Origin of the sequence: Streptomyces sp. NPDC056948, assembly GCF_042674225.1 — a bacterium.
Classification (GTDB): Bacteria; Actinomycetota; Actinomycetes; order Streptomycetales; family Streptomycetaceae; genus Streptomyces; species Streptomyces purpurascens.
Genome location: NZ_JBHUQX010000232.1, coordinates 1 through 14,743 on the forward strand (window position 1 = coordinate 1; position 14,743 = coordinate 14,743).

Genomic DNA, 14,743 nt, shown 5'->3' on the forward strand with positions numbered 1-14,743 from the left:
CCCCAACGGCCAGCCAGCGGGTAAAACCCGATCGAGCCACCGGCGCGTTCGCGGTACCGTTCCTGATGTCCCTGCCATTTCCGACAGCAGGGCCATCGATCCCGTACCGGCGGGTCATCCGGATACACATGTACGTGGGGACTCTGTCCTTCGACCTGCTCCTCGGCGACGTCCGGTCGCTGAAGGAGAAGCGCTCCGTCGTCCGCCCCATCGTCGCCGAGCTCCAGCGCAAGTACGCGGTGAGCGCGGCCGAGGTGGACCATATGGACCTCCATCGCAGGGCCGTCGTCGGCCTGGCGTTGGTGTCCGGCGATGCGGGGCACCTGAGCGAGGTACTCGACCGGTGCGAACGGCTGGTCGCCGCCCGCCCCGAGGTGGAACTGCTGTCCGTCAGGCGGCGCTTCCACGGCGAAGACGACTGACGACCCAGAGAACGACCCAGACAGGAAAGAACGGGAGACGGACCAGTGGCCGACAACGCGCGGGCTAAAAGGCTGGCGGACCTCATCCGAGAGGTGGTGGCCCAGAAGCTGCAGCGCGGGATCAAGGACCCGCGGCTCGGCTCGCACGTCACCATCACGGACACCCGGGTCACGGGTGACCTGCGGGAGGCGACCGTCTTCTACACCGTGTACGGGGACGACGAGGAGCGCAACGAGGCCGCCGCCGGCCTGGAGAGCGCCAAGGGCATCCTGCGCTCCGAGGTGGGCCGGGCCGCCGGCGTGAAGTTCACGCCGACCCTGACCTTCGTCATGGACGCCCTCCCCGACACGGCCCGGAACATCGAGGACCTCCTCGACAAGGCGCGTCAGTCCGACGAGAAGGTGCGCGAGGTCTCCGCCGGCGCGAAGTACGCCGGTGAGGCCGACCCGTACCGCAAGCCGGACGAGGACGACGAGACGGACGACACCACCGAATGACCCAGAAGCACACCACGCCCGACGGCCTCGTCATCGTCGACAAGCCGTCGGGCTTCACTTCGCACGACGTCGTCGCCAAGATGCGCGGCATCGCCAGAACACGACGCGTCGGGCACGCCGGCACCCTCGACCCGATGGCGACGGGCGTCCTCGTCCTCGGCGTCGAGAAGGCGACCAAGCTCCTCGGCCACCTCGCGCTGACCGAGAAGGAGTACCTGGGCACCATCCGGCTCGGGCAGAACACCCTCACGGACGACGCCGAGGGGGAGCTCACCTCCTCCGCCGACGCCTCCAAGGTCACCCGCGAGGCCATCGACGCGGGTGTCGCCAAGCTGAGCGGCGACATCATGCAGGTGCCGTCCAAGGTCAGCGCCATCAAGATCAACGGGGTGCGGTCCTACAAGCGGGCCAGGGAGGGCGAGGAGTTCGAGATCCCGGCCCGGCCCGTCACGGTCTCCTCCTTCGGCGTGTACGACGTCAGGGACGCGGTCGCCGAGGACGGCACGCCCGTACTCGACCTGGTCGTGTCGGTCGTCTGCTCCTCCGGTACGTACATCCGGGCCCTGGCCCGCGACCTGGGCGCCGACCTCGGCGTCGGCGGTCATCTCACCGCCCTGCGCCGTACCCGCGTCGGCCCCTACAAGCTGGACGCGGCCCGCACGCTCGAAGAGCACCAGCAGGAGCTGGCCGTGATGCCGATCGCCGAGGCCGCGACGGCCGCCTTCCCGCGCTGGGACGTCGACGCCCGGCGCGCCAAGCTGCTCACCAACGGCGTACGGCTGGAGATGCCCGACGAGTACGCGGGCTCCGGGCCCGTCGCCGTCTTCGACCCGGAGGGCAGCTTCCTAGCCCTCGTCGAGGAGCAGCGGGGCAAGGCCAAGAGCCTGGCCGTCTTCGGCTGACGGGCGGGACCGGGGGACCGGTGTCCGCCCGTGGAGCGGCGACCACGGGGTACCTCCACTGCCGCCGCTCCACGGTCCCCCCTCGGTTCCCCCACCCCTAGGGTGTATCCAGCCGTCCCCGTTGGTTCACCCGTCTGTGCGGGCGCTCGGAGTGAACGGGGGGAGCGGAAGGGGGCGCTTTCGCCGAGCGGCCTGTCCGGCTGATCATCTCGCCCCTACCGTCGAACGCGAGGGCACGGGTGTACGGCGGGGAGGCTCGACGATGGCGTCGCGGAACCGGTCCCGGGAGTCGGACGGCAGCGTACGAGACTCCCAGGACCACGCCGGAACAGCGGATCAGGCAACGGCGGATCAGGCAACGGCGGCAGCGGAGCAGGCGGGCCGGGCCCCCGACGAAGCCCTCGTCCGTGTCCACGACCTCTCCGGCCGCCCCCGCGGCACCGGCTTCCTGGCCGACCACCACGGCACGCTCGTCACCAGCCACGAGGCCGTCGAAGGATTGCCCCGGCTCGTCCTGTGCGGGCCCGGGGGCCGCCGCCGTGTCGTGACCGCCGACGCGGTCACCCCGCTGCCCGCCCTGGACCTGGCCCTCGTACGGACCGAGGGCCTCGATGTGCCGCCGCTGCCGGTCACCGTGCGGGACGGGACCCGGACGGGTACTTATGTACGAATCGCCGCCGGCGGCTGGCGCGAGGCACGTGTCCTGGGCTCGGCCGCCGCGACGTACACGGCCACGAACCGTGTCCACCGCCTCGACGCGCTGGAGCTGGCGGTCGGCACGGCAGGGCGGGACGCGCTGCGGCCGGCCGGCGGAGCGGCCGGCGGCCCCGTGCTCGACGCCGCGACCGGAGCCGTCGTCGGTGTGCTCGGTACGGCGCTCAGCTCCGACCACCGCGACGTCGGGTTCGCCGTGCCGTTGCGTCCCCGGGTCGCCGGAGCGGCGGGCCCGCTCGCCGAACTGCTCGCCGAGAACGCGGCGACGGTCCCCGCGTACGGCGCCGACCTCAACCTGGCCGGGGTGCTGGAGCTGACCGGCACCTCGGTGGCCCAGGACGGCCCGGCCCGCCTCCCGGAACCGGTCGAACGGGCGGCTGTGGCGGCCGAGTTCAGCGCCTTCACGGCAGGCCCGGCCGCCGTCCTCGGTCTCGTCGGGCCGCCCGGCAGCGGTCGTACGACGGAACTCGCGGCCCTCGCGGCCCGCCGGGGCCGTGGCGGGCACCCCACGCTGTGGCTGCGCGGGTCCGAACTGCGGGACGACGACGCGTCGGTGGTGGACGCGGCGGGCCGGGCGCTGGCCCGGGCCGCCCTGGCCGTGGCAGCCGACCGAGCCCCCTTCCCGGCCGACCTGGGCGACACCGCGCCCGAACGTCTCGCCGGCCTCGCCCGTGCCTTCGGCCGCCCTCTGCTGCTCCTCCTCGACGCCCCCGAGGAGATGCCGCCGGCCCTGGCTCACCGTCTGGCCTCGTGGACCGACGGGACGGTGCGGTGGCTGCGGGAGACCGGAGTGCGGCTGGTGGTGGCGTGCCGGGCGGAGTACTGGGAGGGGGCGCCGTTCCCGGCCGCAGTTCTGCACCGGCCGGCGGGTGCGGAAGCGCGGCCCGCGTGTGTACGCCTCGGCGATCTCACCGAGGACGAGGCCCGGGAGGCCCGCCTGCGGCACGGCATCCCGGAAGGCGCCCTCGCCGGCACGGACGCCCGGCATCCCCTGGCCCTGCGTCTGCTCGCCGAGATCCGGACCGCCCTCGCCGATGCCCCCTACGTGCCCGCCGCCGTCGACCGGCACGAGGTCTTCGCGGCCCACCTGGACCTGATGTCCCTGCGCATCGCCGCGCGCCTGGCCGACGGGAACGGCCTGCGCGGCACCGCCGTACGCCGGCTGGCCGCCAAGGTCGCCGGGCAGGTGCACGAGGCCGCCCGGCGCGGCCTCGGTCCCGGCCTGGGTGATGTGGACCGGGAGGCGTTCGAGGCGGTGTTCCCGTGGGGGTCCGCCCCCGCGCGGCTCGGCGGCGGCACCGGCTGGGCCGAGGCCGTCCTCGCCGAGGGCCTGCTCGTGCCCGCCGGACCCGGCTACCGCTTCGCCCACGAGGAACTCGCCGACTGGCTCCAGGGCATGCACCTCGACCTCGACGAGGCCCTGCGGGCCCTCGTCCACCGCGGCCGGGAATCGCCGTCCGACCCCGTCCCGCACCATCGCATCGGACCCGTGGTCCAGGCCCTGCTGTTCCTCGCCCGCCAGCACGGCACCGGGCGGCTGGCCTCCCGTCTGGCGGACCTGGTGCACGCGCTGGGCGCCGACCCGCGGTCCTGGTGGGCCGCCCGGCTGCTCGCCGGGACCCTGTCGGCCGTGCCCGACGCGACGCCGTACACCGAGGTGCTGCGGCTGCTCGCCGACCGGATCGTGGCCTGGCGGCGGCAGGAGCGGCCCGTGCCGGAGGAGGTCGGGCCCGCCTTCTGGACCGGCCTACGGCTGCCGCAGGACGCGCGCCTCGGGCTGCTGCGGCGGCTGGTCCACGCCGACGGCCCGCCGTGCGAGGCCGGTCCCCGTTTCCTCGACGCCGTGGCACGGCTCCTCAGTGACGACCCCACGGGCGTGCAACCGCTGCTCGCCGACTGGTTCGACGACGAGCGACCGCTGCCCGCCACCCCGCACGCGACCGTGGCCACGGCCGCGCAGGCGCTGCTGCACACCCACCGCCGGCGGGCCCTGGACGAGCTGACGGACGTGCTCGTCGAGCGCGCGCACCGGCGAGCCGACGAACTGCTCGCCGTGCTGGCCGAGGAGGAACCGTCGGCGGTGTGCCGGGCCGTGGACCGGTGGGCGCTCGACGAGCGGCCCGCGCGCCGGGACGCCGCGGTCGCGCACGGACTGCGCGTGGCACCGCACGTGAGCACAGGAGACGACCGCGCCCTCCTGCGCTACGCGGCCCTCGCCCTGCTCGCCCGCCCCGCCGGCCACGCCCTGCACGGCGGCGCACTCGCCCTCCTCGTCCAGGACCCGCACACCCGGGCCAAGTACCTCCCACGGGCGCTGGAGCGCTTCGCGGCGGGCGATCCGCGCTTCCCTCAGGACGTGCCGGCCCGTGCCCTTCTGGCCCACCCCGAGCCGGTCCTCGGCGCCTTCGCGGCGCGGCTGCTGCGGCCGGACGCGGAAGAGGCACTGCGGGCGCTCGCCGACGCCACCCCGCCCGGCCTGGCCCGGCGGGTCGCCGCACTGGTCCGGGAGGCGGCGGAGCAGCGGCCGGAACTCGCCGGGCAGACGGCCGCGTACGTCGACCAGCGGCTCGACCGGGGCCCAGAGGCCCGGGCCGTACTGCTGCCCCTGGTCACCGGCCTGCTGGACGGCGGAACGGTACGGCTGCGCTGCGCCCTCGCCGCCGTCCTCACCCCGCCCGGCATCCCCGCCTCCCGCCCGCTGCGCCGCGAACTGCGCGACGCGCTCCTGGCCCGCGAGCACGACACGGACGTGCTGGACGCGCTGCTCCAGGCCGCCGCCCGGAACAGCGGCGACGACCTGCGCGACCTCGTCCACCGCGTCGGCCTGCTCCTGGTGCGCACGGCGGAGGGCGCCGGCCGCTTCGACCGCGCCCTGGTCGATCTGGGCCGGCACGTGCCCGGCTTCGCCGCCCGCGTGGCCGGCTGGCTGGCCGACGCGCCTGAGGAGTGGGCGGCGGTGGTCGGGCCCAGCTCCCGCCGGATGATCGAGAACCTGGCGGGCGTACGCGTCCCCGCCTGACCATGCCGATGCGGGCCGGAGGCATGGGGCATGGCACCCTTAGACCTGCGCACGAGGCAACCACGGACAACCACGGACACGGTTCGACGAGCTTTCGACAAGGAGCAGGCACAGTGCAGCGCTGGCGTGGCTTGGAGGACATCCCCCAGGACTGGGGGCGCAGCGTCGTCACCATCGGCTCCTACGACGGAGTCCACCGCGGACACCAGCTGATCATCCGGCATGCCGTGAACCGCGCCCGGGAGCTGGGGGTGCCCGCCGTCGTCGTCACCTTCGACCCGCACCCCAGCGAGGTCGTCCGCCCCGGCAGCCACCCTCCGCTGCTCGCCCCGCACCACCGCCGCGCCGAACTCATGGCCGGACTGGGCGTGGACGCGGTGCTCATCCTCCCCTTCACGACCGAGTTCTCGAAGCTCTCCCCGGCCGACTTCGTCGTCAAGGTGCTCGTCGACAAGCTGCACGCCAAGGCCGTCGTCGAGGGCCCCAACTTCCGCTTCGGGCACAAGGCCGCCGGCACCGTGGAGTTCCTGTCCACGCAGGGCAAGACCTACGACTTCGAGGTCGAGGTCGTCGACCTGTACGTGACCGGTGAGGCGGGCGGCGGTGAGCCGTTCTCCTCCACGCTGACGCGGCGGTTGGTCGCCGAGGGCGATGTCGAGGGTGCGGGGGAGATTCTGGGCCGTCCGCACCGGGTGGAGGGTGTCGTCGTCCGGGGTGCCCAGCGCGGGCGCGAGCTGGGCTTCCCGACAGCCAACGTCGAGACGCTGCCGCACACGGCCATCCCGGCCGACGGTGTGTACGCCGGCTGGCTGCACGCCCAGGGCGAAGCGATGCCGGCCGCGATTTCCGTCGGTACGAATCCGCAGTTCGAGGGGACCGAGCGGACGGTGGAGGCGTATGCCATCGACCGGGTCGGGCTGGATCTGTACGGGTTGCATGTCGCCGTTGATTTTTTGGCGTACGTGCGGGGGCAGGCCAAGTTCGAGACGCTTGACGCTCTGCTGGAGCAGATGGGGCAGGACGTCAAGAAGTGCCGGGAGTTGGTGGCTGCGGCGGACGGGTCTGCCTAGTCCGCTTGTTTGCCGTCTGCGGGCGAGCGGGGGCTGGTCGCGCCCACGCGGCGGAGCCGCAAAACAGCACAGCCCCGCGCCCCTCTTAGGGTGATGTAGCAACGGCCCAGTGGCAGGCCACCTGTGACTCACCACCCCCGCTCAGCACGTCGAGGTCCTGGCCCTTGCACGCGGATGCCACGCCCGCTCGGTCCGCCTCGCCGCTTGCGAGGATCTGGCAGCGGGCGTGGAAGCGGCAGCCGGACGGGACGCGCGACGGGTCCGGGGGCTCGCCGGTGAGGACCACCGGGGCGCCCGGGGCCTCCGGAAGCACGGACAGCAGGGCCTGGGTGTACGGATGCCGGGGTGCGGTCAGCACCTGTTCCACCGCGCCCGTCTCCACGATCCGGCCCAGATACATCACGGCGACCCGGTCGGCGATGTTCCACGCCAGCCCCAGGTCGTGCGTGACGACCAGCGCGGACAGGCCGAGCTCGGCGCGCAGCCGCAGCAGCAGGGCGAGGATCTCACCGCGCACGGAGGCGTCCAGGGACGCCACCGGCTCGTCGGCGACGAGGAGTTCGGGTTCCAGGACGAGCGCGCCCGCGATGACGACCCGCTGGCGCTGCCCGCCGGACAGCTCGTGCGGATAGCGCAGGAAGAAGCGCTCCGGGGGCCGTAGCCCGGCCCGGGACAGGGCCTCGGCGACCGCGGTCCGCTCGTCGCCGCCGTAGCCGTGGATGCGCAGCCCCTCGGCGACCGCGTCGTACACCGTGTGCCGCGGGTTGAGCGAGCCGCTCGGGTCCTGCAGGACAAGCTGGACGCGTTTGCGGTACGCCTTCAGGGACCGGCCGGAGTACTCCAGCGGGCGGCCGTCGAAGGTGACACGGCCCGCGGTCGGCTCGACCAGGCCCAGCAGCGAGCGGGCCAGGGTCGTCTTGCCGCAGCCGGACTCGCCGACCAGCGCGACGATCTCGCCGGGCCGGATGTCGAGGTCCACCCCGTCCACCGCGCGGGCCCGGGGGCCGCCGTGCCGGCCGGGGAACGTGACGTACAGGCCCTGGGCACTCAGCAGGGGTGCCGTGGTGACGTCGGATGCCGTGGTGGGGGACATGGTCATGGTGTGCTGGGCCTCGCTTCCTCCAGGGCATCGGGCTTCTCGCGTGCCTCGTTCACCGGATCGCCGACCAGGACGCACGCCGCCCGGCGTTCGGGCCCCGCCTCCCGCAGCACCGGGTCCTCCTCGGCGCACGACTCCAGCGCCACCGGACACCGGGGATGGAACGTGCAGCCGGACGGCAGCGCGGCCGGGTCGGGCGGGTCGCCCGCCAGTCCCTGCGGCGCGAACCGGGACGCGGGGTCGCCGATGCGCGGGAACGCGGCCGACAGGGCCCTGGCATACGGGTGCCGGGCGTCCTCGTACACCTCGGCGGCCGGGCCCTCCTCGACCACCCGCCCCGCGTACATCACCGCGAGCCGGTCGCAGGTGTCGGCGAGGACCGCCAGATCATGGCTGATCATGACCAGGCCGAGGTCCTGGTCCGCCACGAGCTGTTCGATGAGCCGCAGGATCTGCGCCTGGATCATCACGTCGAGCGCGGTGGTCGGCTCGTCGGCGATGATCAGCCGCGGGTCGCAGGCCAGCGCCATGGCGATCATCACGCGCTGGCGCTGGCCGCCGGACAGCTCGTGCGGATAGGCGTCCGCGCGGGCGGCGGGCAGCCCGACCTGCTCCAGCAACTCGCCGGTCTTCTTCTTCGCCCCGGCCGGCGTCGCCTTCCTGTGCAGCAGGATCGGCTCGGCGATCTGGTCGCCGATGCGGTGCACGGCGTTCAGGGAGTGCATCGCGCCCTGGAAGACGACGGAGGCCCCGGCCCAGCGGACCGCCCGTACCCGGCCCCACTTCATCGTCAGCACGTCCTCGCCGTCGAGGAGCACCTCGCCGGTGATCCGGGTGCCCGTCGGCAGCAGCCGCAGCAGGGCCAGCGCCAGCGTGGACTTGCCGCAGCCGGACTCGCCGGCCAGGCCGAGCTTCTGGCCCGCGTCCAGGCGCAGGTCGACGCCGCGCACGGCGGCCGCCCCGCCCGCGTACGTCACCGTCAGGTCCCTGACGTCGAGCAGACTCAACGCGACACCCCCAGCCTGGGGTTGAGGACGGACTCCACGGCCCGTCCGCACAGCGTGAACGCCAGCGCCACCACGGCGATGGCGATGCCCGGCGGCACCAGGTACCACCAGTCCCCGGCACTGACCGCGCCCGCCTCCCGCGCGTCCTGGAGCAGCCCGCCCCACGACACGACCGTGGGGTCGCCCAGGCCGAGGAAGGCGAGTGTCGCCTCGGCGAGGATCGCCGAGGAGATGATCAGGGTCGTCTGGGCCAGCACCAGCGGCATCACATTGGGCAGGACGTGCCGGGACATGATGTGCCAGTGGCCGCCGCCGAGCGCCTTCGACCGCTCGATGTACGGCCGGGTCTCCACCGCCAGCGTCTGCGCCCGCACCAGCCGGGCCGTGGTCGGCCAGGTGGTGACGCCGATCGCCACGACGGTCGTGGTCAGCGAGCGGGACATCACGGTGGCCAGCGCGATCGCCAGTACCAGCGTCGGCATGACCAGGAACCAGTCGGTGATCCGCATCATCACCGTCGCGTACCAGCCCTTGAAATGCCCGGCCGTCACCCCGATCAGGGTGCCGATCGCCACCGACAGCACGGCGGCGAGCAGCCCGACCAGCAGCGACACCCGGGAGCCCCAGATCACCAGGCCCAGCAGGTCACGGCCGAACTGGTCGGTGCCGAGCGGGAACTCGGTGCTCGGGCTCTGCATCGGACGCCCCGGAGCGTCGGTCACGCTGCTCACGTCCGAGCCGACGAACAGCGGCGCGAACAACGCCAGCAATGCGCACAGTGTGAGCGCGGTCAGGCCGTACAGCCCCGCCCGCTCGGCGCGGTACTGCCGCCAGAAGCGCGCGACGGAGGCCCGGCGGCGCTGCCGGGCGAGGGCGCGCGGACTCGGGGCCGTGTCGGTTGTCGTCGTCATCGGGCCACCCGGGGGTCCAGCAGCGGATAGACCAGGTCGGCGAGGGTGTTCATCACGATCACCGCGGCGGCGAACACGAAGAACAGGCCCTGCACCAGCGGCAGATCGGGCACGCTCAGCGCCTGGTAGAACAGCCCGCCCAGCCCGGGCCAGGAGAACACCGTCTCCACCAGGATCACGCCCGCCACCGTCCTGCCGAGGTTGATGAAGATCAGCGTCACGGTCGGCAGCAGCGCGTTCGGCACGGCGTGCCGGCGCCGCACCAGATCGTCGCGCAGTCCCTTGGCCCGCGCGGTCGTCAGATAGTCGCTGCCCATCTCGTCCAGCAGCGCCGACCGCGTGACCAGCAGCGTCTGCCCGTACTCCACCGCAACCAGCGTCACCACCGGCAGCACCAGATGGTGCGCCACGTCGAGGACGTACGCGAAGCCCTCCTTGCCGCCCGACTCCATGCCGCCGGTGGGGAACATCCCGGGGAGCGGGCCGATGCCCACCGACAGCACGATGATCAGCAGCAGCCCGAGCCAGAAGGACGGAATGGAGTACAGCGTCAGCGCGAGACCGGTGTTGACCCGGTCCCCGACCGTGCCGCGCCGCCATGCCGAGCGCGTGCCGAGGAAGATGCCCAGCGCGGTGTACAGGACGAAGGCGGTCCCGGTGAGCAGCAGGGTGTTCGGCAGCGCTTCGGTGATCTTGTCGACGACGGGCGAACGGAACTGGTACGACGTCCCGAAGTCGCCCGTGAGCGCCTTGCCGCAGTAGTCGGTGAACTGCCGCCAGAGCGGCAGGTCGAGCCCGAACTCCCTGCGGTAGGCGGCCAGCTGCTCGGCCGACACCTGACGGCCGCCCGTCATGGTCTTCACCGGGTCGCCGGGGATCAGCCGGAAGAGGAAGAAGCTGGTGACGAGGACGGCCAGCAGCGATACGGCGGCCCCGGCCACCTTGCCCGCCAGGTACCGCGGGTACGCGGAGCCCTTGCGTACCCGGGGCCCTGCCGCCGGTTCCCTCTCCTCGACCAGCGCGGGTGTCGCGTCAGCGGTCATGTGCGCCCGCTCGCCCGCGCTACTCGCGGTCCTCGGCGGTGGCCCGCCGCCGCATGACAGCGAAACCGCCGAGCCCGGCGAGGAGCACGACAGCGGCGACGGCCCCGACCACGACCCCGGTCGACGACGCGTTGTCCGACGACCCGCCGGAGTCCGCCGGGACCGCCGACCACCAGCTCCAGTAGCCGTCCTGGCCGTAGATGTTCCCCGCCTTCGCCGGCATGGTGGTGATCGACTTGATCTGGTCCGTCCGGTAGGCCTCGACCGCGTTCGGATACGCCATGACGTTCATGTACCCGAGGTCGTACAGCCGCGACTCCATCTGCTGGACGATGTCCGCCCGTTTGGCGGGGTCGTACTCGGCGAGCTGCCGGGCGTAGAGCTCGTCGTACTTCTTGTCGCAGATGAAGTTGTCGGTGGCACCGGTGTCCTCGGGGGTCGCCGGGAGGGCACCGCAGGTGTGGATGGACATCACGAAGTCCGGGTCGGGGTTGACCGACCAGCCGTCGAACGCCAGGTCGTACTTCCCGGCGAGCCAGGGGTCGGTCACGTTGTCCAGGCAGTTGAGCTGGACGCCGATGCCGAGCTCGCCCCACCACTCCTGGAGGTACTTGCCGACCGCCTTGTCGTTCGGGTCGGTGGCGTGGCACAGCACGCGGTAGCTGATGGGCTTGCCGTCCTTGCCGACGCGCTTGCCGTCGCCGTTCTTCTTGTAACCCGCCTGGTCGAGCAGCCGGGCCGCCTCGGCCGGGTCGTACGTCAGCTTCTGGTCCGCGGACGGCTTCCAGTAGTACTGCGAGAAGCGCGGCGGGATGTAGCCCTCGCCCTCGACGGCGTGTCCCTGGAACACCTTTTCGATGATGGCCTCGCGGTCGACGGCCATGAACAGCGCGTTGCGCACCCGCTGGTCCAGCAGGGAGGGGTGGCCGTCGCCGAACTTCTTGCCGTTCTTGGCCTTCGCGCCCGGGTTGGTGGCGAGGGCGTAGAAGCGGCGGCCGGGGGCGTCGTTGACCTGGATGTTGTCCGCGCCCTCCAGGGACGCCGCCTGAGCGGGCGTCAGGGACGGCGACCCGGCGACGAACGACACCTCGCCCTTGCGCAGCGCCGACACCGCCGCGTCCTGGTCCTTGTAGTAGCGGAAGACGACCTCGTCGAACTTCGGCGCCCCGCGCCAGAAGCCCTTGTTGGCCTTGAGTCGTACGTAGCTGTCGGCCTTGTAGCCGGTCAGCGTGAACGGCCCGTTCCCGACGACGGGGAAGCTCTTGTCGTTGTTGAACTCGGAGAAGTCCGAGACCTTCTCCCACACGTGCTTCGGCACGATCGGGACATCGAGGGAGGTCATCGTGGCCTGCGGCTTCTTCAGCTCGATGACCAGCTCGGTGGGGCTCGGGGCCGTCACCTTCTTGAAGTTGCCGACGTAGCTGCCGTTCGCCGTGGCCGCGCCGTCGTCGGTCATCATCTTGTTGAACGTCCACGCCGCGTCCTCGGCGGTGGCCTGCTTGCCGTCCGACCACTTGGAGTTCGAGCGGATCGTGTACGTCCAGGTCAGCTTGTCCGGCGACGACTCCCACTTGGTGGCCAGGCCCGGGATGGCGTGGTTGTCCTTGGGGTCGTAGTTGGTCAGGTACTCGTACATGAGCCGGTGAATGCTCGTACTGAGCAGCCGGACCGCCAGGAACGGGCTGAGCGAGTCCACGCTCTGCGCCACCGCGACGGTCAGCACCTTGCCGTCGTCGGCCGCCCGGGCCTGCTGGGGCGCCGGATCGAGCGGGGTCGCGAGCCCGGCGGTGAGGGTGAGCGCGGCCGCCCCGGCCACGGCGACGAGCCGGAGGCCGCGCGGGAGGCTGCGTGTCTGATCGTTCGTGCCCATGGTCGGACCTCGCGTCATCGCTCGGACGGGAAGGACGGGTTGATCGGCTGTCAGACGTTTGATGTGTGTGTATCAGCGGCCGTCTCCACCCGTCAACGGCGCATTCACCCCTTGTGGCCTGCGGAAATAACGAATTGGCGAGCTTTCCGCACCCATTGGTCGAGACCACTGACGCCCTCCTGGCCAGGGGCTGGCAACGGATTTCACCCCTGAACGCGCCGAAGCCCGCGCCGAGTGAGAACGGCGCGGGCCAGGAAGGGGATCGGCCCCTCGAAAGGGGCCGATCGGGTGAGGCGATTACTGCGTCGGAGGCGGAGGCGGCGGGGTCTGACCGTCGGGCTGAGCCGGGTAACCGGGCTGCCCGGGCTGGCCCTGCTGGGGGTAGCCATAGCCCGCCTGCGGGGGCGCGGCCGGGGGCTGCCCGGGCTGGGCGTACGGCTGACCGGGCTGCGGCTGCTGCGGGTACGGCGGCTGCCCCTGCTGCGGGTACGGCGGCTGACCCGCGGCCTGCGGATACGGCTGACCCGGTTGGGCCGGGGGCTGGCCCGGCTGGGGGTACGGCTGCCCGGGCTGCGCGTACGGCTGGCCCGGATGCGGCTGCGGCTGCTGCGGGTACGGGCCGGGCTGGCCGGGGATCGGCTGGCCGGGGACCTGCTCGGGGCCGGGCTGGCCGGGGTACGGGGGCTGGCCCTGGGTGTGCTGGCCGGGCATCGGCGGGGCGGCCACCGGCGGCGGGTTGCCGTCGGAGGTCCACAGGCCGTGCGCCTGCTGGTGGCGGGTGAAGTCCTCGGCGATCAACGCCGCGAGGTTGAAGTACGCCTCCCGCACCTTCGGCCGCATCATGTCGAGGTTGACCTCGGCACCGGCGGAGAGATGCTCGTCGAACGGCACGACGACGACGCCGCGGCAGCGCGTCTCGAAGTGCGACACGATGTCCTCGACCTTGATCATCTTGCCGGTCTCGCGCACACCGGAGATGACGGTGAGGGACCGCGAGACGAGGTCGGAGTACCCGTGCGCGGACAGCCAGTCCAGCGTCGTACTCGCGCTGCTCGCACCGTCCACGGACGGAGTCGAGATGATGATGAGCTGGTCGGCGAGGTCCAGCACACCGCGCATGGCGCTGTAGAGCAGACCGGTACCGGAGTCGGTGAGGATCACCGGGTACTGCTTGCCCAGCACGTCGATCGCGCGCCGGTAGTCCTCGTCGTTGAAGGTCGTGGACACGGCCGGGTCGACGTCGTTGGCGATGATCTCCAGGCCGGACGGGGCCTGGGACGTGAAGCGCCGGATGTCCATGTACGAGTTGAGGTGCGGGATCGCCTGGACCAGGTCGCGGATGGTCGCCCCGGTCTCCCGCCGCACCCGGCGCCCGAGGGTGCCGGCATCCGGGTTGGCGTCGATCGCGAGGATCTTGTCCTGCCGCTCGGTGGCGAGCGTGGAGCCGAGGGCGGTGGTCGTGGTCGTCTTGCCCACGCCGCCCTTGAGGCTGATCACGGCGATCCGGTAGCAGGACAGCACGGGCGTGCGGATCAGGTCCAGCTTCCGCTGCCGCTCGGCCTCCTCCTTCTTGCCACCGATCTTGAACCGGCCGCCACCGGCCGCCGGGCGGCTGCTCTTCGCCTTCTGCTTCTTGCTGTTGAGCAGCCGGTCGGAGGACAGCTCCACGGCAGCGGTGTAACCGAGCGGAGCGACACCGGGGTTGGTCGGCTGCCGCTGGTCATGCTGCATGGGCTGCGGCCAGGCGGCCCCGGTCCGCGGGTCCACGGGCTGCTGGCCCGGATGCCCCGGCTGCTCGCCCTGACCGGGGTACGGCGGCTGCCCCTGCGGGGGCACGCCGGGCTGGGGCTGAGGCTGGGCCGGGGGCTGCTGGGGGAAGCCGTAGCCGCCCTGGGGATGGGGCCCGGCAGGAGCCGGCGCACCCTGCTGCGGGAAGCCGTAGCCGCCCTGCGCGTTGGGTGCGGGGGCCGGCGGGGTGCCGGGCTGTTGCGCCGGGGGCTGCTGGGCCGCCGGGGCGGGCGCACCCTGTTGCGGGAAGCCGTAGCTGTCCTGCGGGTTCGGTGCGGGGGTGGGCGGGGCTTCCGGCTGCTGGGCCGGGGGTTGCTGAGCGGCCGGGGCCGGGGCGCCGGGGTGGGGGAAGCCGTATCCGCCCTGGGGGTTGGGATCACACGGGTGAGGGTCTCCGTAG

At 72.6% G+C, this 14,743-nt stretch carries 11 protein-coding genes; 5 read left to right on the top strand and 6 right to left on the bottom strand.

All coding sequences use genetic code 11. From position 1 onward, the window contains the following. Window positions 1-128: 128 nt before the first annotated feature. The 5 genes from ACFTZL_RS26975 to ACFTZL_RS26995 all read left to right on the top strand — a co-directional run bounded on the left by ACFTZL_RS26975 (window position 129) and on the right by ACFTZL_RS26995 (window position 6,625). Window positions 129-422: a DUF503 domain-containing protein gene (locus ACFTZL_RS26975; RefSeq protein WP_184598380.1), complete on the top strand. Its 294-nt coding sequence runs from the start codon at window positions 129-131 to the stop codon at window positions 420-422. Between the two features lie 45 nt (window positions 423-467). Beyond that, complete coding sequence (gene rbfA / locus ACFTZL_RS26980; protein WP_382587765.1) at window positions 468-920, top strand: 30S ribosome-binding factor RbfA; 453 nt, start codon at window positions 468-470, stop codon at window positions 918-920. Beyond that, complete coding sequence (truB, locus tag ACFTZL_RS26985) at window positions 917-1,822, top strand: tRNA pseudouridine(55) synthase TruB (protein ID WP_382587767.1); 906 nt, start codon at window positions 917-919, stop codon at window positions 1,820-1,822. Before rbfA ends, truB begins: the two co-directional genes overlap by 4 nt. A gap of 262 nt (window positions 1,823-2,084) precedes the next feature. Beyond that, the gene (locus ACFTZL_RS26990; RefSeq protein WP_382587769.1) at window positions 2,085-5,555 is read left to right on the top strand and encodes a trypsin-like peptidase domain-containing protein; all 3,471 of its coding nucleotides are present in this window, start codon (window positions 2,085-2,087) and stop codon (window positions 5,553-5,555) included. A gap of 113 nt (window positions 5,556-5,668) precedes the next feature. Beyond that, window positions 5,669-6,625, top strand: coding sequence for a bifunctional riboflavin kinase/FAD synthetase (locus ACFTZL_RS26995; protein WP_382587771.1), 957 nt, complete (start codon window positions 5,669-5,671; stop codon window positions 6,623-6,625). 85 nt (window positions 6,626-6,710) lie between these two features. On the opposite strand, the gene ACFTZL_RS27000 is transcribed toward ACFTZL_RS26995, so the two are convergent. From ACFTZL_RS27000 to ACFTZL_RS27025, 6 genes are all read right to left on the bottom strand, one after another. Then, a complete protein-coding gene (locus ACFTZL_RS27000) occupies window positions 6,711-7,718 on the bottom strand; it encodes an oligopeptide/dipeptide ABC transporter ATP-binding protein (protein WP_382587773.1) in 1,008 nt (335 codons plus the stop codon). 2 nt (window positions 7,719-7,720) lie between these two features. Further along, complete coding sequence (locus tag ACFTZL_RS27005) at window positions 7,721-8,731, bottom strand: ABC transporter ATP-binding protein (protein WP_382587775.1); 1,011 nt, start codon at window positions 8,729-8,731, stop codon at window positions 7,721-7,723. Continuing rightward, window positions 8,728-9,642 carry an ABC transporter permease gene (locus ACFTZL_RS27010; RefSeq protein WP_382587777.1) on the bottom strand — a complete coding sequence of 305 codons (915 nt, stop codon included), beginning with the start codon at window positions 9,640-9,642 and terminating at the stop codon, window positions 8,728-8,730. Before ACFTZL_RS27010 ends, ACFTZL_RS27005 begins: the two co-directional genes overlap by 4 nt. Beyond that, entirely contained in the window at window positions 9,639-10,685 is a 1,047-nt protein-coding gene (locus ACFTZL_RS27015) for an ABC transporter permease (RefSeq protein ID WP_382496728.1), read from the bottom strand. The genes ACFTZL_RS27010 and ACFTZL_RS27015 overlap by 4 nt, the downstream gene beginning before the upstream one ends. A 19-nt stretch (window positions 10,686-10,704) precedes the next feature. Continuing rightward, window positions 10,705-12,555, bottom strand: coding sequence for an ABC transporter substrate-binding protein (locus ACFTZL_RS27020; protein ID WP_382587779.1), 1,851 nt, complete (start codon window positions 12,553-12,555; stop codon window positions 10,705-10,707). Window positions 12,556-12,852: 297 nt separating this feature from the next. Beyond that, the coding region (locus ACFTZL_RS27025) for a MinD/ParA family protein (protein WP_382587781.1) at window positions 12,853-14,743 on the bottom strand (1,891 nt) is incomplete at its 5' end.